This is a genomic window from Microbacterium sp. 22179 (genome assembly GCF_052045715.1).
Taxonomy (GTDB): Bacteria; Actinomycetota; Actinomycetes; order Actinomycetales; family Microbacteriaceae; genus Microbacterium; species Microbacterium galbinum.
This window is the reverse complement of record NZ_JBQEPJ010000009.1, coordinates 43,767-63,141: the sequence shown is the minus strand read 5'-3', so window position 1 is coordinate 63,141 and position 19,375 is coordinate 43,767. Positions and strand designations below refer to the sequence as shown.

The following is a 19,375-nucleotide window of genomic DNA, read 5'->3' as shown; positions in this document are numbered from 1 at the left end:
GCCCTTTCCCGCGTGCTTCCGGTGGCGAACGCATCGGTGGTATACCGCCCCCAACGGTCGGGAATCTCCCCAAGGAGAGCCGAATTGTCCGTAGATGCCATCCGCGTCCTCGTCGTCGATGACGACCAGGACGTCTCCCTGCTCGTGAAGACGGTGCTCGAGCGACGGGCCGGGTGCGTGGTCGACCTCGCCCCCGACGGGCTCGTCGCGGTCGAGAAGGTCGCCGAGATCCGCCCCGACGTCGTCATCACCGACATCGAGATGCCCGGACTGAACGGACTCGAGCTCCTGGCGGAGTTGCGTCGCAAGGTGCCGGCGGTGCCCGTCGTCGTCATGACCGCCCACGTCTCGGTCGAGTACGCGGTCTCGGCGCTCCGCGCCCAGGCCGACGAGTTCCTCACCAAGCCGCTCGACAACGCGCGTCTCGTGGAGGTCGTGCGCAACCTCGCCGAGGAGGGCCGTCGCCGTCGCGAGGAAGGCCGCCGCAAGGAGATCGTGCTCGCGGTCGGAGCCCATCCCGACGACGTCGAGATCGGCGTCGGGGGAGTGCTCGCCGCGCACGCCGCCGCGGGCGACGAGATCACCATCCTCACCCTGTCGCGAGGCGCGCGCGGGGGCGATGCCAACAGCCGTCAGAACGAATCGCTGGCCGCCGCCGAGCTGATCGGCGCCCGCCTGTTCCTCAAGGATCTGGTCGACACGGAGATCTCCGGTGGCGGGTCGACCGTGCGCCTGATCGAAGAGGTCGTCGAGCAGATCCAGCCCACGATCGTCTACACGCACTCCGCGCACGACCGTCATCAGGATCACCGCGCCGTGAACGGGGCGACCACGGTCGCCACCCGCCGCGTCGGCACGGTCGCCTGCTACCAGAGCCCCTCGTCGACGATCGACTTCCGGCCCACGCGTTTCGTGCGCATCGACGGCTTCGTCGACCAGAAGCTTCGCCTGCTCGACTGCTTCGGATCGCAGACCGCGAGCCGCGCCTACCTCGAGCCCGAGTTCGTGCGGGCGACCGCTCGGTACTGGTCGCGCTTCGGCGGCGGCGTGGCCGTCGAGCCGCTCGAGATCGTCCGCGAGACGGCGGCCTTCGTCGGCGCCCATGAACTCACGCGACAGGAGGGCTGACATGGCCCGCGTCCTCGTGACCGGAGCCGGCGGACCCGCCGGCGTCGCCGTCATCCGCTCGCTGCTGCGCCGACCGGAGCTGACGGTCTTCGCGGCCGACATGGACGGCTGGGCGGCAGGTCTCTACCTCGTGCCCGCCGAGCAGCGGCGTCTGGTGCCGCCGGGCAAGGCCGACGACTTCGTGCCGGCTCTCGCGCGGATGGTGGTCGACGACCGCCTCGACCTCGTGATCTCGACCGTCGACGTCGAACTCATCACGCTCGCCCGCCGACGCGAGGAACTCGCCCCCGCCGTCCTCGCCGCGCCCTCGGCCGACACGCTCGACACCGCGCTCGACAAGCTGCTCCTCGCCGAGCGGTGCGCCCCCACCGGACGCGCACCGCGCACGGTGCTGGCCGGTCCCGACGCGCTCGCGATCGAGTGGGAGTTCCCCGTCTTCGCCAAGCCCCGCCAGGGTGCGGGGAGCCGCGGCATCCGCCTGGTGCCCGATCGGGCGGCGCTCGACGCGCTCCCGCTCGACGAGGGACTGATCGTGCAGGACTTCCTGCCCGGTGAGGAGTACTCGGTCGACGTCATCGCCGATGCCGCGGGGAGGGTCGTCGCCGCGGTGCCGCGCACCCGCGCGCGTGTCGACTCCGGCGTCGCGATCGCCGGACGCACCGTGCACGATCCCGAGCTCGAGGAGACCGCCGCCGAGATCGCCCGGGCGATCGGGCTGGTGGGCGTCGCCAACGTGCAGCTCCGCCGCGACCGCACCGGAGCCGCCGTGCTGCTCGAGGTCAACCCGCGATTCCCCGGCGCGCTGCCGCTCACGATCGCGGCGGGCGTCGACATCCCCTCGCTCGTGGTCGACCTGTTCCTGGGAGCGGAACTGCCCGAGCGCCTTCCGTTCCGGGAGCTCGCCTCGGTGCGCTTCCTCGAGGACATCGTGGTCGAGATCGATGACGTGCTCGTGTCGGAGCACGCCGGTCATCAGGAGGAAGCGTGAGCATCGGCCTCCTCCGAGGCGATCACCACGTCCACTCCACCTTCTCCGACGACGCCGTCTCGACGCCCGAGGAGAACGTCGCGGCCGCCGTCGTCGCGGGCCTCGAGACCCTCCGCATCGTCGACCACGTGCGCCGCGACACCACCTGGGTGCCCGAGTACGTCTCGGCGATCGCTGCCCTCCGCGTGCCCGAGGGGCTGACCGTGCTCACGGGGGTCGAGGCCAAGATCCTCGACACCGCGGGCACCCTCGACATCCCCGAACTGCCAGCGGGGATCGATCGCATCCTGATCGCCGACCACCAGTTCCCCGGGGTCGACGGGCCCCTCGGCCCGACCGCCGTGCGCGAGCGCATCGCCGACGGGTGGGCGACGACGGACGTGCTCGACGACTTCGTCGCCGGAGTCATCGCCGCGATGGAACGCCACCCGGGCAACCAGCTCGCCCACTGCTTCTCGCTGCTGCCGAAGATCGGTCTCGCCGAGAGCCACCTGGGCGAGGAGCGCCTCACGGCGTGGGCGCAGGCCGCCGCCCGAACGGGCACGCTCGTCGAGGTCAACGAGAAGTGGGGATGCCCCGAGCCCGCGTCGCTGGCCGCGCTCCGCGCCGCCGGTGCGGAGCTGGTGGCCTCCACCGACAGCCATGATGCCCGCGACGTGGGCCGGTACGCGCGCGTGCGCGATCTGCTCGGAGCGGAGGCGCTGCCGTGATCGACCAGCTCGAATGGTGGCAGACGGCGATCGTCATCGTGCTCATCCTCTGCATCCTCGTCGGCACTCTGCCCGTCATCAACACGGGGCTGCAGTTCCTCTCGCTGCCGATGCACGCGTTCCGCAACCACTACGGGAAGGCGGCCCCGCATCACCCGAACGTCGCGGTGATCATCCCCGCGTGGAACGAGGGGCTCGTGATCGGGCCCGCGATCGAACGGCTGCTGCAGCTGCAGTACCCGGAGGAGCGGCTCCGGATCTTCGTCGTGGACGACGCGTCCACCGACGACACCCCCGACATCGTGCGGGCCAAGGCGGCGCAGCACCCGGGACGCGTGGAGCACCTGCGGCGCGAGGTCGGCGGCCAGGGCAAGGCCCACACGCTGAATCACGGACTCGACATCGCCCTCGCCGACCCGTGGACCGAAGCCGTGCTGATCATGGACGCCGACGTCATCTTCGCCCGCGACGCGCTGCGCAAGCTCACCCGGCACCTCGCCGACGAGAAGGTCGGCGCGGTGACCGCGTACATCGCCGAGGGCAGCCGCGATCGCAACTACCTCACCCGGTTCATCGGGGTCGAGTACATCATCGGCCAGCTCTCCGCCCGACGCACCCAGAACGTGCTCGGGGCGATCGCGTGCCTCGCGGGCGGGGCGCAGCTCCATTCGCGAGCGAACCTCGAGGCGATCGGCGGACGGATCCCGACCGGCACCCTCGCCGAAGACACCATGACCACCTTCGAGGGCCAGCTGAAGGGGCGGCGGGCGGTGTTCGAGCCGTACGCGGTCGTGCTGGCCGAGGAGCCGCGCACGATCGACGCGCTCTGGAAGCAGCGTCTGCGGTGGGCGCGCGGCAACGTGCAGTTGACGTCGATCTACAAGCACCTGTGGTTCCGACCGAGCCCCGATCACCAGCTGGGCAGCTTCTCGTTCGGGCTCGCATGGTTCACGATCCTGCTGCTGCCGGCCTTCATGCTGGTCGCGGCGACCGCGCTCGTGATCCTGCTGATCTTCCACAGCGACATCGCGGAGTTCGTCTTCCGGTTCATGTGGATCGCGGCCGCGTGCATCTATCTGTTCTCGATGCTCTATTCCGTGCAACTCGACGGGCGCATCGGTCGGCACTCCTGGCGCGAGGCCATCATGTTCCCGGGCCTCGGCGCGCTCATCCTCATGGCCATCGCGCTGTTCCCCTGGGCGTTCGAAGACGCCGTGCTCGCCCTCGGCGGGTCGCTGAACGACGACACCCTCTTCGTCTGGGCCCTCGTCTTCTACCTCTGGGGCCCGATCTCGATGCTGGGCGTCTGGCTCGCCCGGGCCGTCGAGAAGCTGCCGGGCGGGCGGTTCTTCGCCGGCCTCCTGCTCTACATCTGCGGATACGGCTCGTTGCTGTGCGCCATCACCGTGGATTCCTATATCAAGGAGTGGCGTCGCGCCGACGCCTCTTGGATCAAGACCGAGAAGGTCGGACGGGTCGACTCATGACCGAGATGCCCACACCCCAGGCCGAGGCCGAGGAGATCGAGCAGGACGCACGCTCCGAGAAGCGGCTGGTCTGGCAGGCTCTCGCCGCCATCGCCGTCGTCGTGGTGGTCGTCGTCGTCCGCGAGATGTTCCTCCGATGAGCGCACGCCCGTTGGCCCTCGTGGTAGAGGACGACCTCGACCAGATGTCGCTGCTGCGTCGTCATCTCGACCGCGAGGGCTTCGACGTGTTCTCCGCCGGTGACGCCGAGTCGGCGATCTCGGCCTTCCCGCACATCGACCCCTCGCTCGCGGTGCTCGATCTGCTGCTCCCGGGGATCTCCGGCACCGAGTGCGCGCGCCTGGTGCGGGAGACGTTCCCGCGGTGCTTCCTCGTGATCAGCTCCGTGCTCGACGTGACGTCGTACCCGACGGCGGATGCCGCGCTCCCCAAGCCCGTGCGCGGGGCAGCCCTGCGCCGGGCCGTCGCGGGAGTCGAGCGATGAATCGTTACGAGTCCTTGGGCACGGCGGCCGCCCCCGCTCCTGTGCAGCGCGGGTGGCAGCGGTACTTCGACGACCCCACACCGCTCATGAAGCAGGGCCCCACAGCCATCGCCGTCGGCGTCGCAGGGCTGCTCGTGATCGCGGTGCCCGGTATCCAGGCCACGAATCCGGCGGCGGCGATCGTCGGTATCGCTCTGGTGGGGCTCGTCACCGCACTCGCCGCGATACTCGCGGCACGGGGCGTCCACGACGGCTGGATCGTGCTCCTCATCCCCGCCGTGGACATCCTGGCCATCGGAGTGCTGCGTGTCGGCACAGGGGGAACCGCCTCGCTGTTCTCGTCGTTCGTCCTGCTCCCGGTGATCTGGCTCGCCGCCTCACCGGGGTTGCGTCCGGTCTTCCTGATCGGGGTCCTGACGTCGATCGCTTTCCTGATGCCGATCGCGCTCGACTCGGCAGCCGGCGAGCTCGCCTGGCTCCGCGGCGTGATCAGCCCCCTCGTCTTCGCGGTGGCCGGGGCGATCGTCAACGAGCTCTCACGCCTCCAGCGTCTGCGCACCGCCCAAGCGGAGGCGCTCGTCGTCGAGCGCACGGCGGCGCTCTCGGCCAACCTCTCGATGGTCCAGCAGCTCCAGGCCAGCGAGAAGCAGTACCAGTTCCTCCTGGAGTCGTTCAGCAGCCTGTGGAGCTCGATCACCGCTCAGGCGGTGATCGCCACCGACCGCAAGGGCGTCGTGATCGCCTGGAATCCCGGAGCGGAGCGCCTCATCGGTCTGTCCGTGGACGAGGCGCTCGATGATGTGACCGTCGATCGCTTCTTCGATCCCTCGGCACTCGGCCTCTTCGCCGATCCGGCGACTCCCCGGTCGCTCGACGACCCGACCGGGATGCGCGCCCTGCTCGACGAAGTCGACGCGGGCCGCACCGTCGAAGCCGATGTCGACATGACCACCGCCGGCGGATCCATCGTGCCGGTACGTCTCACGCTGTCGCTGTACCAGGGGACGGATGGCGCGCAGCGCGGCTATCTGCTCGTCATCACGGACGAGACCAAGGCCGTCGAGGTCGCACGCCTCAAGGACGAGTTCGTCGGCATGATCTCGCATGAACTGCGCACGCCGTTGAGCGCGATCATCGGGTTCCTCGACCTGCTGCAGAACGATCCGGAACAACCGTTGACCGCTGACCAGCAGGACTTCGTGGCCGTGATCGAGCGGAACGCGAAGCGCCTTCTGAACCTCGTCGGCGACCTGCTCTTCACCGCGCAGGCGGAGTCCGGCCGATTCCCGCTCGAGAAGGCGGAAACCGACCTCTCCGCTCTCGTGCGATCCGCCGTCGAGTCGTCCGGGCCGAACGCCCAGAAGAACGGCGTGGAGCTCCTCTCCGACATCCCGGCGGAACCCATCCGTCTCCTCGTCGATGCCGGACGAATCGGTCAGGCGATCGACAATCTCCTGTCGAACGCGATCAAGTTCACGCCGAGCGGCGGACGCGTCACCGCACGCTTGGAGATGCGCGAGGGCGAAGGGCGCATCTGCATCGAGGACACCGGTTTCGGGATCCCGGAGGAAGAGCAGGGGATGCTGTTCACTCGCTTCTTCCGCGCCTCGACGGCGACCCGGAACGCGGTGCCCGGGGTGGGGCTCGGGCTGACGATCACTCGCGCCATCGTTCAGGCGCACGGCGGGACCATGAGCATGAGCAGCGAGGTGGGGAAGGGAACCGAGTTCTGGTTCACTCTTCCGGTCGAGCTGCGCACGGAAGCGCTGCGTCTCGAGGGCCTGCGCAACGTCTGACATCCCGGTGAGGGGTCACGACTCGCCGCGTGCGGATGCCGTCCTGCGGCGTGTTCCGACCTCTCACCTCACGTGGGGGAGCCGGAACGGCTCGGCGGCGCGCGCCGACTCGTCGAGCGCGAGGTCCGCGAGCGTCGCCCCGATCCCGGTCGCGAACTTGAACCCGTGGCCCGAGAAGCCCGCTCCGACGACGATCCGGCCGCGTCGGTCGAGGACGAACGCGCCGTCGTCGGTCGAGGTGTACGTGCAGCTGATCGGCACCGCGCTCGCCGCGTCGAGTCCCGGCATCCACTCGCGCACGTAGCCGGCGAGAGTGTCGAGATGCGTGGGGATGCGCGGGCGGGCGTCGGGGTCGACTTCATCTCCCACGCGGTGGAAGCCGACCTTCACGCCCTCCCCGGGAGTGGGCATGCCGTAGACGGTCGCCGGGTACTCCGCCGCATCGACGTAGTGGTTGAACGACGGCCAGACGGCGTCATCGACCGGCGCGAAGTGCGCGGGCGTCTCCTCGGTGACCGTGAGGCGGGGGAGTCCGAGCTCTCCGACCAGGTTCCGGCTCCAGGCGCCGACCGTGACCACCACGGTCTCGGCGCGCAGGTGCGAGCCGTCGGCGAGAGCGATGTCGATGCCCTCCCCGCGGTCGTCGATCGCGGCGACCGGCGTGCTCCATCGCACGTCGCCGCCCGCGGCGAGGATGCGGCGCTCGAACTCGATCAGGGCAGCGGACGCCCGCACGACGCCGGCGTCGGGCGACCACAGCGCGTCGTCGTCGAAGCGCATGCCGGCCCAGCGGCGGGTCGCCTCGCGTGCGGAGAGCACCTCGGCCGGGATGCCGCGCGCGGCCAGGCGCTCGTGGATCCGCCGCAGGTCGACATCACCGTGCGTGACGAGGCCGTGCAGCCGCAACAGGGGAGCCCCGCCGACGTCGCCGAGCGAGTCCCAGCCCTCCCGCGCACGCACGAGGAGGTCGAGGTAGTGCTCCTCGTCGTAGGCGTTGTTGAAGTTGCGCGTGGCTCCGTGCGACGCCCCCTCGCGGTGGCCGCGGGCGAATCGCTCCAGCACGACGGGACGCTTCCCGCGTCGTGCGAGCTCCCAGGCGGTGGCGAGTCCCATGACCCCGCCGCCCACGACGACGACCGCTGCGGCATCCGCTCCCATCCATCCTCCCGATGTCGCTCCCAGTCTCCCAGCCATCGACCGCCTCCGCGCCCGGGTAGTCTGGAGTGGTGACCATGGAGATCGAGCTCGGCCGAGGAAAGCGCGCGCGTCGCGCGTACACGTTCGATGACATCGCGGTGGTGCCCTCGCGGCGCACGCGCAACCCGGAGGACGTGTCGACCGCCTGGACGATCGACGCCTTCGGCTTCGGGATCCCCGTGCTGGGGGCGCCGATGGATTCCGTCGTGAGCCCGCAGACGGCGATCATGCTCGGGCAGCTCGGCGGCCTCGGCGTGCTCGACCTCGAGGGCCTGTGGACCCGGTACGAGAACCCCGAGCCGCTGCTCGCCGAGATCGCCGGCCTCGGCGACTCCCAGGCGACCGTGCGCATGCAGCAGCTGTACTCGGAGCCGATCAAGCCCGCGCTCATCACGCAGCGTCTCGCCGAGATCCGCGAGGCGGGCGTCACCGTCGCCGGCTCGCTCACGCCGCAGCGCACCCAGGAGTTCTACGACACGGTCGCCGCCGCCGGGGTCGACCTGTTCGTGATCCGTGGCACCACGGTGTCGGCGGAGCATGTCTCGAGCGACATCGAGCCCCTCAACCTCAAGAAGTTCATCTACGACCTCGACGTGCCCGTGATCGTCGGCGGCGCAGCCACCTACACGGCCGCGCTGCACCTCATGCGCACGGGCGCGGCCGGTGTGCTGGTCGGCTTCGGCGGGGGAGCGGCGTCGACCACGCGCGCGACCCTCGGCATCCACGCGCCGATGGCGACCGCCGTCTCCGACGTCGCCGCGGCGCGTCGCGACTACCTCGACGAGTCGGGCGGACGCTACGTGCACGTCATCGCCGACGGCGGCGTGGGCACCTCCGGCGACATCGTGAAGGCACTGGCGATGGGAGCGGATGCCGTCATGCTCGGCGTCGCGCTGGCCCGCGCCACCGATGCGCCCGGTCACGGCTACCACTGGGGCCCCGAGGCCCACCACCCGAAGCTGCCGCGCGGTCGTCGCGTGCAGGTCGGAGGGATCGGCACGCTCGAGGAGATCCTGTACGGCCCCGCTCCCGTGGCCGACGGCACCGCGAACCTCATCGGCGCGCTGCGCAAGTCCATGGCGACCACCGGATACTCCGACCTCAAGGAGTTCCAGCGGGTCGAGGTCGTCCTCGCCCCGTACGAAGCCTGATCCCCCGTATCACCGCCGTGTCGTCCGCCCCGCTGTTCCCGCCGACCCTCCGTGAGGTGATGCTGCGCGGGCGATGGATCGGCATGCTGCTGTTCTGCCTGCTGGTGGCCGGCGTGTTCGCCTGGCTCGGCCAGTGGCAGCTCGAACGTGCGATCGAGACCGACCCGCCCGAGCCGGGTGCGACGGAGCAGGTGCAACAGCTCGATGAGGTCGTGGAACCGGGGCAGTACCTTCCCGAGCCGCTCGTCGGTCAGCGGGTCGAGACCTCGGGCACCTGGGTGCCCGGCGACTTCCTCGTCGTCTCGCAGCGCTACAACGACGGGGTCGAGGGCTACTGGGTGACCGGTCAGCTGCGCGTCGCCGAGCGCACCTCGATCGCCGTCGCGATCGGATGGGCACCCGACCGCGAGAGCGCGGACGCGGCGATCGACGAACTGAACACCGATGACGGCGGCACCGTCGAGATCGCCGGCCGCATCATCTCCGACGAGGGACCGGTCCCGCCGCCGCACGACGAGCCCGACCGGATGAACCGGATGTCGACGGCCGCACTGCTCAGCTTCTGGCACGACACCGACCAGCTCGACGTGTATCGGCCGTATCTCGCCGCGATCGAGGCATCCGCCGGGCTCGTCGACATCGATTCGCCCGCGCCGAACGAGATGTCGCCGGTCAACTGGCTCAACGTGTTCTACGCCGTCGAGTGGGCGATCTTCGCGGGCTTCGCCTTCTACCTCTGGTACCGCCTGGCGAAGGACGCGTGGGAGCGCGAGGTCGAGGAATTCGAGGACGCCGCCGCGGCGTCCGCCTGACACGCGCACCCCGGGAATGCGGCCGTGCGCGGCCGGTGAGCAGTCGGTGACCAAACGGCGAACACCATTGAGGATGTCGGACCCTCTCCGTAGGGTCGAAGACATGCGCCCGTCCGGACACACGCTCCGGGCGCTCGCACGACAGGCCCCACAAGGGCCCGACGTCACCGAAATCCACAATGTCGAGGAGACCGTTCGCATGTCAGCCCCCCACGACGACGCCCGCACGGGAGTCGATTCGTCAGAATTCCGGAAGCGGGGGCGCACCGGCGCTCTCGCTCTGACCACGGCCGTCGCGCTGACCTTCGGGTCGCTCGCCGCGGCCCCCGCCTTCGCCGAGGAGCCCGTCGATGCCCCCACATCGTCGAGCACCGAGACCGAGGCTCCGGCGACCCCCGCGCCGGACGACACCGCATCCCCCGCACCGGAGGAGGCCCCGTTCACGCCGCCGGCCGCCGAGGACGAGGCGGACGACGCGGCGGCGCCCGCGCCCGAAGAAGCACCGGCGGTTCCCGCGGAGGATGCCGCGGTCGCGAGCACGCCGGCCACCCACACGATCGCCGAGGTGCAGGGCACCGGCGACGTCTCTCCCGTGAACGGTCAGACCGTCACCGTCGAGGGCATCGTCACCGCCGATTACCGGACCGGTGGCTACAAGGGCATCGTGATCCAGACGCAGGGCTCCGGCGGCGCCGAGGACGCGACGCCCGGTGCCTCCGACGGCGTGTTCGTCTTCTTGAACGCCCTCGCTCCGACTCTCGAGATCGGCGACCTCGTCTCGGTCACGGGCCGCGTGAGCGAGTACTTCGGCCAGACCCAGATCTCGCCCACGGCTCTCGCGGGTGTCGAGGTCGTCACGGCCGATGCCGGTCTGCCCGAGGTGACCCCTCTCCCCGACACCGTCGTGGGCGCCGACCGCGAGCAGTACGAGAACATGCTCGTCGCCCCGGCCGGTACCTACCGTCTCGCGTCGAGCCACCAGCTCTACAACTTCGGCACTCTGTGGCTGAACGCCGGGGAAGATCTCAACGTCAAGAGCACCGAGACGACGCGTCCGGGTGATGATGCGGCCGCGATCGCGGCCGCCAATCGGGCGAACCGCATCCTGCTCGACGACGCATGGTCTCTCCAGGTCAACAACAACAACCACCCGGGCCAGCAGCCGTACTTCACGACCGACCAGGTCGTGCGCACCGGCGACGTCGTCGACTTCAGCGACGCCGGCTACATCCTGCAGTGGGGCTTCGACGACTGGCGGCTGCAGCCGACCGTGCCGATCGACGACTCCTCGCCCGCCGAGCTCAAGGTCGGCTTCGAGCAGACCAACCCGCGCCCCGAGACCGCTCCGGACGTGGGCGGCGACGTGCAGGTCGGGTCGTTCAACGTCTTCAACTACTTCACGACGTTGAAGAGCGAGAACCCCGACGCGCGCGGCGCGGCGAATGCGGAGCAGTTCGCGATCCAGAAGTCCAAGATCGTCGCGGCGATCAACGGACTCGACGCCGACATCGTCTCGCTCATGGAGATCGAGAACTCGGTCAAGCTCGGCAAGCCGATCGACACGGCGCTCGCCGACCTCGTCGACGGGCTCAACGACGCTGCGGGCAGCGAGGTGTGGGCCTTCGTGCCGACGCCCGACGCCCTGAACGACGCGGCGACGACCGACTACATCACCAACGCGATCATCTACAAGAAGGATGCCGTTTCACCGGTCGGCGACAGTGCGACCGTGACCGACGAGTCGGTGTGGGGCAACGCCCGTGAGCCGATCGCGCAGGCGTTCGACATCGACGGACGGGTCGTGACGGTCGTTGCGAACCACCTCAAGTCGAAGTCCCCGCCCACCGGCGCCGGTGCCGAGCCGGCCGACGGTCAGGGTTTCTTCAACGCCGACCGCGTGGCGCAGGCCGAGGCGATCCTCGACTTCGCCGGCGACCTCGAGCAGTCGACCGGGAGCAGCGACCTGCTGCTGATCGGCGACTTCAACGCCTACGGCAAGGAAGACCCGATCGACGTGTTCACGTCGGCGGGCTGGAGCGATCTCGTCGCCGACAGGACCGACGGACAGTACACCTACTCGTTCGACGGCGAGCTCGGTTCGCTCGACCACGTGATCGCGTCGCCGTCGCTCGCCTCCTCGATCACCGGAGCCGGCGTCTGGGGCATCAACTCGCCCGAGTGGAGCGACCGCGGCTACGCGTTCGGCGCCACCGAGGCGGGTACGCCCTACCGGTCGAGCGACCACGACCCGATCATCGTCGGCGTCTCCTCGGAGATCCCGCCGGTGAGCATCGACGTCGTCACGGTGAACGACTTCCACGGACGCATCGAGGCCGACGGCGCCGCCGCCGGTGCCGCGGTGCTCGCGGGAGCCGTGCAGCAGTTCCGTTCCGAGAACCCGAACACGATCTTCGCGGGAGCGGGAGACCTGATCGGTGCATCGACGTTCACCTCGTTCATCAACGATGACAACCCCACGATCGACGCGCTCAACGCGGCCGGTCTCGATGTGAGCTCGGCGGGCAACCACGAGTTCGACCAGGGCTGGGAGGACCTGCGCGACCGCGTGCAGGACCGCGCGGACTGGGAGTACATCGCGTCGAACGTGTTCGTGACCGAGACCGGCGAGCCCGCCCTGGCCCCCGCCTGGGTCAAGGAGCTCGACGGCGTCAAGGTCGGCTTCATCGGAGCCGTCACCGAGGATCTCGACTCGCTGGTCTCCCCGGAGGGGATCGCCGACCTCGAGGTGCGCAGCATCGCCGACTCCGTGAACGCGGTGGCCGACGATCTGCGCGACGGCGACGAGTCCAACGGCGAGGCCGACGTCATCATCCTGCTCGTGCACGAGGGCGCCGAGAGCACCGATGTCGCGGCGGTCACGCCCGACTCGCCGCTCGGGGAGATCGTCTACGGCGTGGACGACGATGTCGATGCGATCGTCTCGGCTCACACCCACCTCGCCTACAACCACGTCATCGACGGCCGTCCGGTCGTCTCGGCAGGGCAGTACGGCGAGAACCTGGGGCTGATGAACATCCAGGTCGACCCGACCACGAAGGACCTGATCTCGATCACCAACGAGATCAAGCCGCTCACCGCCAACGGGCAGCCGCTCTACCCGGCCGTGCCCGAGGTCGCCGAGATCGTCGCGAAGGCGAAGGCCGAGGCCGACGTGCTCGGTGCGGTCGAGGTCGGGCAGATCACGGCGGACTTCAACCGGGCGCGTCAGGCGAACGGTTCGGAGAACCGCGGTGGCGAGTCGACGATCGGCAACTTCGTCGCCGATGTGCAGAAGTGGTCGACGGATGCCGACATCGCCCTGATGAACCCCGGCGGTCTGCGCGCGAACCTCGCATACGCGTCGAGCGGGGCATCCGATCCCGACGGCAACGTCACCTATCGAGAGGCGGCGAACGTGCAACCGTTCGCCAACACGCTCGTGACGCTCACCCTGACGGGGGAGCAGCTCAAGGGCGTGCTCGAAGAGCAGTGGCAGCCCGCGGGCGCGGCGCGTCCGTTCCTGAAGCTCGGCGTCTCGGAGGGGCTCGTCTACACGTACGACCCCACGGCGGCGCAGGGAGCGCGGATCACCTCGATCACGCTCGACGGAACCCCGATCGACCCGGCGGCCGAGTACACCGTCGCGGCGAACTCGTTCCTCGCGGCGGGCGGCGACAACTTCGTCACCTTCCGAGAGGGCACCGGCAAGCGCGACACCGGCAAGATCGATCTGCAGTCGATGGTCGACTGGTTCGACGCGAACGGCACCGCGACGCCCGATCAGGCGCAGCGCGCCGTCGGCGTCACGGTCAGCCCGGCGGATGCCGACGGGTACAGCGCGGGCGATCAGGTGACCGTCGCGCTCTCGTCGCTCGCGTTCAGCGCGGGAGAGCCGGCACCGGGCGAGGTGACGCTCTCGCTGGGCGACACCCAGCTCGCCGCGGGTGCGATCGACCCGGCGATCGTCGACACGACCGACGAGGCCGGACGTGCGACGCTCACCTTCACCGTCCCCGCGGGAGTGACCGGTGAGCAGGCGCTCACCGTGTCGGTCCCCACGACGGGCACGACGGTGCAGGTGCCGTTCACGATCACGGGTGAGGCGGAGTTCGCCGGCACGATCGACCTCGGCTCCTCGAAGGTGACGGCAGGCAAGAAGCTGCAGATCACCGGTGAGGGTTACGCACCGGGCGAGACGGTGACCGTGCAGTTGCGACCGAAGAAGGGCGCGCCGATCGAGGTCGGCACGATCCAGGTCGCGGGCGACGGCTCGTTCGACGGCTCGGTGACGGTTCCGAAGAACACCAAGGCCGGCGATTACACCGTCGCGGTGTCGCAGTCGGACGGAGACGAGGCCACGGCATCCGTCACCGTCAAGAAGGCGAGCACGATCGGCGGGATCATCGGAGGCATCATCGATTGGATCCTCGATCTGATCGGCGGATGGTGGTGACCCCACCTCGCTGATCGAAGCGGAGGCCGCCGGGAGCGATCCCGGCGGCCTCCGTCGTCATCAGGGGGTGAGAACCTGCACGTCGGCCTGCGCGAGGGCTGCGGCGATGTGCGGGGGTGGCGGGGCATCCGTGATCAGGTAGTCGGCGCGGTCGAGCTGCGCGATCTGCGCGAAGAACCGGCGCCCGATCTTCGAGGAGTCGGCCAGGATCGCGGTGCGCTCGGCGCGCTGCATCATCTCGGACATCATCGCGGCGTCGCCGAGGTTCGAGGCCGAGTACCCGCCCTCGTCGACGGCCCCGACGCCGATCAGCGCGAGGTCGCAACGGATGTCGACCTCCGAGCCACCGGGGGTCATCGTGAACGTCACGGGTCCGGTCGTCGCCTGGGTGATCGAGCGCACCGCACCGCCGAACACGTACAGGTCGCGGAACGCGGTGGGGGCGAGCTCGGCGGGGATCCGCAGGTTGTTCGTCGCGATCGTCAGATCCTGATGATTGCGAAGCGCGCGAGCGACCGCCAACGTCGTCGTTCCGGCGTTCAGCATCACCACCGAGCCGTCCTCGATCAGACCGGCGGCGATGCGGGCGATGCGTTCCTTCTCCTCGGTCTGCACGCGCATGCGCACGTCGAGGGCGCGGTCCTTGAGCGGCCCGGTCGCGGAACTCACGGCACCGCCGTGGGTGCGCACGAGCACGCCCTCGCGGTCGAGTTGATCGAGATCGCGACGGATCGTGTCGATCGAGACGCCGAAATGCTCGGCGAGATCGCCGACCGTGACCTGCCCCGTCTGCTCGACGTAGCTGGCGAGATCGGCCTTCCTGCCCGCGGGGAGGCGACGACGATGTGCCGGTGCGGATGTTTCCATGCAGATATCTCTAGCACACGAAAGCGACGAACACCGCAGACTTGTGCAGAAAACGGCATATCGAGTGCATGGCTGATTATCCGTGGAATATTCGCCCCCGGTCGCGGAAATCTGTAACGACATCTCCAGGTTGACGCTTGACGCCGCGGCAAATCCGGGCATAACATGGCTCAAAACCGCATGAACAAGCATTGAAGCGCGTGATGCGGCACGATCTCGAAGAGGAGAAGTGATGAGCACAGTGCGACTGGGGCAGCGACGCACCCGGAACATCGTCGGAGCCGCCGCGGCGGCCGTGACCCTTCTGGCGGTGGCGGGCTGCGCGCCCAGCACCGGCGGCGACAGCGGTGGAGACGGCGGCGACGTGACGATCGAGTTCGCCCAGTGGTGGGAGCCGGAACTGCCCGACGGCGAGTTCCGCGCCCTCATCGATGAGTTCGAAACGGCGAACCCCGGGATCACGGTCGATCTCGTGAGCGGGCCGTACGCCTCCACCAAGGAGCAGCTGTTCGCGGGAGCCGCGTCCGGCACCATGCCCGATGTCGTCGGTCTCGACGGCGCGTGGGTCAACGACTTCGCCTCGCAGGGAGTCATCGCCGACCTCAGCGCGTTGATGGAGGAGTACGACTACGACGACAGCGAGCTCGCCAGCCAGATCCAGGTCGACGGCAGCACGTACATGATCCCGGTCGTCAATTTCGTGTATCCGATGTTCACGAACGACGCGCTCCTCGCCGAGGCCGGTGTCGACGCTCCGCCCGCCACCCGCAGCGAGTTCGCGGATGCCGCGGAGAAGGTCTCCGCCCTCGGGGGCGACGTCTCCGGGTGGGTCCTCCCGCTCTCCCTCGAAGCGCCGAACGGTGTGCAGAACGACGTCATGTCGTGGGTCTGGGCATCCGGCGGCTCGATGCTGAAGGACGGTCAGCCCGATCTCACCAACGACGACGTGACCTCCGCGGTCGAGTACATCGGCGAGCTGTGGGACGCGGGCGTGATCGCCTCCGGTTCGTTCACGATGAAGGAGCAGGACAAGGTCGAGGAGTTCACGAACGGCCGGGCCGGCATGATGATCGACTCGCTCGCGCACATCAACCTCATCCGCGAGACGAACCCCGACCTCGAGTTCTCGATCTCGGCGATCCCCGCCGAGGACGGATACGAGGGCGAACGCGGCATCCCCTACGCCTCGTGGGGCATCGGCGTGGCCGAGAACTCCGAGCACAAGGAGGCGGCGTTCAAGCTCGTTGAGTTCCTCATGAGCCAGGAGACCAACTCGACTCTGTCGACGATGGCGAAGGCCTTCCCCGGCAACTCGACCTCGGTTCCCGACTTCGTGAACGACGACGAGCTGTTCAAGACCGCGTTCGACATCTACCAGGCCGGCTACCCCGCCAACGAGTTCACCGGGCTGCCGGTGGCGGAAGAGCTGATGCGCCAGTTCGGCGAGCAGCTGCAGTCCGCACTCGACGGGCAGCAGTCGATCCCCGATGCGCTCAAGGCGGCGCAGACGTCCTGGGAAGCGGAGTTCTGAGCTCCTCGCCTCCCGCCTGAACGGGGTGCCGCATCGCCGATGATGCGGTGCGGCACCCGACCAACCTAGGAGCCCGCACCTCATGAGCCTGAGAACGACCGACGACACCGAGGTGATCGTCACCGGGGTGCCGCACTCGCGGCGCCGACGGCAACTGCGCAAGACCACCGAGTCGTACGCCTTCCTCTCGCCGACGATCATCCTGCTGTTCGTCCTGATGATCGTGCCGATCGTGATGGTGATCGGATACTCGTTCCAGGACAACGTGATCCTGAACAAGTCGCCCGAGTTCGTCGGGATCGCCAACTACGTCGAGGTCCTCTCCGACCCCCGCTTCTGGAAGGCCACCGGCAACACGATCCTGTTCACGGTCGCGAGCGTGCTGGCGCACCTGGTGCTCGGTCTCGCGTTCGCGATGATGCTGAACAGCCCGCTCCTCGGCCGGGTCTCGCGCTCGCTGTTCCGGGCCCTCTACGTTCTGCCGTGGCTGTTCACGGTCGCGGTGATCGCGGTGCTGTGGCGCATGCTCCTCGCCCCGAACGGCGTGATCAACTTCCTGCTCAACACCGACATCGAATGGCTCGCCTCTCCGCAGCTGGCGTTGGGCACCATCATCTTCATCAACATCTGGGCGGGGTACCCGTTCTTCATGGTCAGCCTGCTCGCCGGCCTCCAGGGCGTCCCGGCCGAACTGCACGAGGCGGCCACCGTCGACGGCGCCAGCAACGTGCAGCGCTTCTGGAACGTGACGATCCCGCAGCTGCGACCGATCATCGTGAGCCTCGTGCTGCTCGACCTGATCTGGACCTCGCAGCAGTTCGCCCTCATCTGGATGACCACCGGCGGCGGCCCGATCGACGTCACGGAGGTGCTCAGCACCTTCACCTACAAGCTCGCCTTCGCCAAGTACGACTTCTCGCTCGCCGCCACCTCGGCCGTGCTCGTGCTGCTGATGTCGATGGTGCTCGCCGTGTTCTACGTCCGTCACCAGAAAGCGAGGGACTGATCATGGCGCTCACCGTCAAGAACCGCCGCGTCGTCGCGAAGGGCTCGCTGATGATCGGACTGATCATCGGAGCCGTCTTCGCCGCCGGACCCGTGCTGTGGATGCTCTCGAGCTCGTTCAAGTCCAACACCCAGATCTTCGAGCTGCCCCCGCGGCTCATCACCAACACCTTCTCGTTCGACGCGTACATCGCGATCTTCACGAACGCCGAGACGGTGCGGTTCTTCCTCAACAGCTACATCGTTGCCGGGTCGGTCACGATCCTCACCCTGATCGTCGCGATCCAGGCGGCCTACGCCTTCAGCCGCTTCGACTTCCGGGGCAAGCGCATCCTCAACGTGGTGATCGTGAGCGTGCAGGCCGTGCCGCCCATCACGCTGCTGATCCCGTACTTCGGCCTGATGGTCGGCCTCGGCCTCTACAACTCCTACGCCGGGCTGATCCTCACGTACATGGTGTTCACGCTGCCCTACGCGATCATCATGATGACCGGCTACTTCAACACCCTGCCGCGCGAGCTCGACGAGGCCGTCCGCGTCGACGGCGCGGGGTCGTTCACGGCGCTGTGGCGCATCCTCGTGCCGATCTCGGTGCCGGGCATCGTGTCGGTGGGCATCTACACGTTCATGATCGCGTGGAACGAGTACCTGTTCGCGCTGACGCTCACACGCACGATCGACATGCGCACGGTGCCCATCGGCATCCAACTCCTGATGGGGCAGCACTCCTACGAGTGGAACCAGATCATGGCCATGAGCGTGCTCGGGTCCATCCCCGTGCTCATCCTCTTCCTCTTCTTCCAGCGCTACTTCATCAGCGGCCTCACGGCCGGCTCGGTGAAGAGCTGACCGCCACCCCGCCCGGGGCCCTCGACCATCACGAAAACAGGAGAAACACGTGCTCTACACCGGAAAATCCATCCTCGACGTCGCCAACGCGCACAACTTCGCGATCCCGGCGTTCAACATCAGCGATTGGGCGATGTTCAACGGAGTCATGGACATCAGCGAGGAGAAGAACGCGCCGGTGATCATCGCGATCCACCCGGACGAGGTCTCGCACATCACGACCGACCTGATCGCGGCGATGCACTCCCGGGCGCACCGCTCGAGCGTCCCCGTGGCGATCCACTGGGACCACGGCGGCAGCTACGAGCAGATGATCACGGCGATCAAGGCCGGGTTCACCTCGGTCATGATCGACGCATCGCTGCTGCCGTTCGACGAGAACGTCGCGCTCACGCGCAAGGTCGTCGAGGCCGCGCACGCGGTGGGCATCCAGGTCGAGGGCGAGCTGGGCACGATCGGCGCGAACGACAGCTACGGCGAGTCGGGTGCTGCGGAGATCATCTACACGAACGTCGACGACGCCGTGCGCTTCGTCGAGGAGACGGGCGTCGACAGCCTCGCGATCGCCATCGGCACCTCGCACGGGCTGTACCCCGCCGAGAAGAACCCCGAGCTGCGCCACGACCTGCTCCAGGAGATCAAGGCCGCGGTCGGCATCCCGCTCGTGCTGCACGGCGGATCGGCGAATCCGGACTCCGAACTGCGTCGCGCCGTCGAGCTGGGCATCAACAAGATCAACATCTCCAGTGATATCAAGGTCTCGTACCACAACCGCATGCGCGAGATCCTCGGCACCGACGAGCGTCTGCGCGAGCCGAACGCGATCCAGCCCGAGCCGATCGCCGCCCTGAAGGCGACCGCGGCTGAGAAGATCGAACTGTTCGGTGCGGACGGCAAGGCCGACCTGTACTGACCGG

16 protein-coding genes are annotated in these 19,375 nt (G+C 68.6%); 14 read left to right on the top strand and 2 right to left on the bottom strand.

Annotation, left to right across the window (positions count from 1 at the left end; genetic code table 11):
• Positions 1 to 84 precede the first annotated feature (84 nt).
• Genes ACTJKK_RS16050 through ACTJKK_RS16020 form a run of 7 tightly spaced genes read left to right on the top strand, consistent with a single transcriptional unit; the run spans position 85 to position 6,593 of the window.
• Positions 85 to 1,128 carry a response regulator gene (locus ACTJKK_RS16050; protein ID WP_440748707.1) on the top strand — a complete coding sequence of 348 codons (1,044 nt, stop codon included), beginning with the start codon at positions 85 to 87 and terminating at the stop codon, positions 1,126 to 1,128.
• Position 1,129: 1 nt separating this feature from the next.
• Positions 1,130 to 2,116, top strand: a complete 987-nt coding sequence (locus ACTJKK_RS16045) for an ATP-grasp domain-containing protein (protein WP_440748706.1) — start codon at positions 1,130 to 1,132, stop codon at positions 2,114 to 2,116.
• Entirely contained in the window at positions 2,113 to 2,826 is a 714-nt protein-coding gene (locus ACTJKK_RS16040; protein WP_440748705.1) for a PHP domain-containing protein, read from the top strand. Before ACTJKK_RS16045 ends, ACTJKK_RS16040 begins: the two co-directional genes overlap by 4 nt.
• Positions 2,823 to 4,313, top strand: a complete 1,491-nt coding sequence (locus ACTJKK_RS16035) for a glycosyltransferase family 2 protein (RefSeq protein ID WP_404597510.1) — start codon at positions 2,823 to 2,825, stop codon at positions 4,311 to 4,313. The genes ACTJKK_RS16040 and ACTJKK_RS16035 overlap by 4 nt, the downstream gene beginning before the upstream one ends.
• Positions 4,310 to 4,453, top strand: coding sequence for a hypothetical protein (locus ACTJKK_RS16030; protein ID WP_247632743.1), 144 nt, complete (start codon positions 4,310 to 4,312; stop codon positions 4,451 to 4,453). Before ACTJKK_RS16035 ends, ACTJKK_RS16030 begins: the two co-directional genes overlap by 4 nt.
• Complete coding sequence (locus ACTJKK_RS16025; protein ID WP_440748704.1) at positions 4,450 to 4,797, top strand: response regulator; 348 nt, start codon at positions 4,450 to 4,452, stop codon at positions 4,795 to 4,797. The genes ACTJKK_RS16030 and ACTJKK_RS16025 overlap by 4 nt, the downstream gene beginning before the upstream one ends.
• Complete coding sequence (locus tag ACTJKK_RS16020) at positions 4,794 to 6,593, top strand: sensor histidine kinase (RefSeq protein WP_440748703.1); 1,800 nt, start codon at positions 4,794 to 4,796, stop codon at positions 6,591 to 6,593. Before ACTJKK_RS16025 ends, ACTJKK_RS16020 begins: the two co-directional genes overlap by 4 nt.
• Before the next feature lie 63 nt (positions 6,594 to 6,656).
• Here the strand turns inward: ACTJKK_RS16020 and ACTJKK_RS16015 are convergent, their stop codons facing one another.
• Complete coding sequence (locus ACTJKK_RS16015; RefSeq protein WP_440748702.1) at positions 6,657 to 7,787, bottom strand: FAD-dependent oxidoreductase; 1,131 nt, start codon at positions 7,785 to 7,787, stop codon at positions 6,657 to 6,659.
• 38 nt (positions 7,788 to 7,825) lie between these two features.
• Here ACTJKK_RS16015 and ACTJKK_RS16010 point away from each other — a divergent pair, with 38 nt between their 5' ends.
• From ACTJKK_RS16010 to ACTJKK_RS16000, 3 genes are all read left to right on the top strand, one after another.
• A complete protein-coding gene (locus tag ACTJKK_RS16010; protein WP_440748741.1) occupies positions 7,826 to 8,941 on the top strand; it encodes a GuaB3 family IMP dehydrogenase-related protein in 1,116 nt (371 codons plus the stop codon).
• A 59-nt stretch (positions 8,942 to 9,000) separates the two neighbouring features.
• Positions 9,001 to 9,753 (top strand): SURF1 family protein, encoded by a 753-nt coding sequence (locus ACTJKK_RS16005; protein ID WP_440748740.1) that lies wholly within the window; start codon positions 9,001 to 9,003, stop codon positions 9,751 to 9,753.
• Between the two features lie 199 nt (positions 9,754 to 9,952).
• Positions 9,953 to 14,206, top strand: coding sequence for an ExeM/NucH family extracellular endonuclease (locus ACTJKK_RS16000; protein WP_440748701.1), 4,254 nt, complete (start codon positions 9,953 to 9,955; stop codon positions 14,204 to 14,206).
• A 60-nt stretch (positions 14,207 to 14,266) separates the two neighbouring features.
• On the opposite strand, the gene ACTJKK_RS15995 is transcribed toward ACTJKK_RS16000, so the two are convergent.
• The gene (locus tag ACTJKK_RS15995) at positions 14,267 to 15,073 is read right to left on the bottom strand and encodes a DeoR/GlpR family DNA-binding transcription regulator (RefSeq protein WP_440748700.1); all 807 of its coding nucleotides are present in this window, start codon (positions 15,071 to 15,073) and stop codon (positions 14,267 to 14,269) included.
• 232 nt (positions 15,074 to 15,305) lie between these two features.
• On the opposite strand from ACTJKK_RS15995, the gene ACTJKK_RS15990 reads away from it, so the two are divergent.
• The 4 genes from ACTJKK_RS15990 (at position 15,306) to ACTJKK_RS15975 (ending at position 19,371) form a co-directional block, all read left to right on the top strand.
• Positions 15,306 to 16,604 (top strand): ABC transporter substrate-binding protein, encoded by a 1,299-nt coding sequence (locus ACTJKK_RS15990; protein WP_440748699.1) that lies wholly within the window; start codon positions 15,306 to 15,308, stop codon positions 16,602 to 16,604.
• Positions 16,605 to 16,686: 82 nt separating this feature from the next.
• Positions 16,687 to 17,610, top strand: a complete 924-nt coding sequence (locus ACTJKK_RS15985; RefSeq protein ID WP_247623162.1) for a carbohydrate ABC transporter permease — start codon at positions 16,687 to 16,689, stop codon at positions 17,608 to 17,610.
• A gap of 2 nt (positions 17,611 to 17,612) precedes the next feature.
• Entirely contained in the window at positions 17,613 to 18,458 is an 846-nt protein-coding gene (locus ACTJKK_RS15980; RefSeq protein ID WP_440748698.1) for a carbohydrate ABC transporter permease, read from the top strand.
• A gap of 49 nt (positions 18,459 to 18,507) precedes the next feature.
• Entirely contained in the window at positions 18,508 to 19,371 is an 864-nt protein-coding gene (locus tag ACTJKK_RS15975) for a ketose-bisphosphate aldolase (RefSeq protein WP_247623160.1), read from the top strand.
• Positions 19,372 to 19,375 lie beyond the last annotated feature (4 nt).

Excerpts from the sequence above, each read along its gene's own strand:
- ACTJKK_RS15980 (WP_440748698.1), top strand. The coding sequence starts at position 17,613 with ATGGCGCTCACCGTCAAGAACCGCCGCGTCGTCGCGAAGGGCTCGCTG.
- ACTJKK_RS16000 (WP_440748701.1), top strand. The coding sequence starts at position 9,953 with ATGTCAGCCCCCCACGACGACGCCCGCACGGGAGTCGATTCGTCAGAA.
- ACTJKK_RS16020 (WP_440748703.1), top strand. The coding sequence starts at position 4,794 with ATGAATCGTTACGAGTCCTTGGGCACGGCGGCCGCCCCCGCTCCTGTG.
- ACTJKK_RS16010 (WP_440748741.1), top strand. The coding sequence starts at position 7,826 with ATGGAGATCGAGCTCGGCCGAGGAAAGCGCGCGCGTCGCGCGTACACG.
- ACTJKK_RS15985 (WP_247623162.1), top strand. The coding sequence starts at position 16,687 with ATGAGCCTGAGAACGACCGACGACACCGAGGTGATCGTCACCGGGGTG.
- ACTJKK_RS15995 (WP_440748700.1), bottom strand. The coding sequence starts at position 15,073 with ATGGAAACATCCGCACCGGCACATCGTCGTCGCCTCCCCGCGGGCAGG.
- ACTJKK_RS16025 (WP_440748704.1), top strand. The coding sequence starts at position 4,450 with ATGAGCGCACGCCCGTTGGCCCTCGTGGTAGAGGACGACCTCGACCAG.
- ACTJKK_RS16045 (WP_440748706.1), top strand. The coding sequence starts at position 1,130 with ATGGCCCGCGTCCTCGTGACCGGAGCCGGCGGACCCGCCGGCGTCGCC.
- ACTJKK_RS16015 (WP_440748702.1), bottom strand. The coding sequence starts at position 7,787 with ATGGCTGGGAGACTGGGAGCGACATCGGGAGGATGGATGGGAGCGGAT.
- ACTJKK_RS16005 (WP_440748740.1), top strand. The coding sequence starts at position 9,001 with ATGCTGCGCGGGCGATGGATCGGCATGCTGCTGTTCTGCCTGCTGGTG.
- ACTJKK_RS16030 (WP_247632743.1), top strand. The coding sequence starts at position 4,310 with ATGACCGAGATGCCCACACCCCAGGCCGAGGCCGAGGAGATCGAGCAG.
- ACTJKK_RS15990 (WP_440748699.1), top strand. The coding sequence starts at position 15,306 with ATGAGCACAGTGCGACTGGGGCAGCGACGCACCCGGAACATCGTCGGA.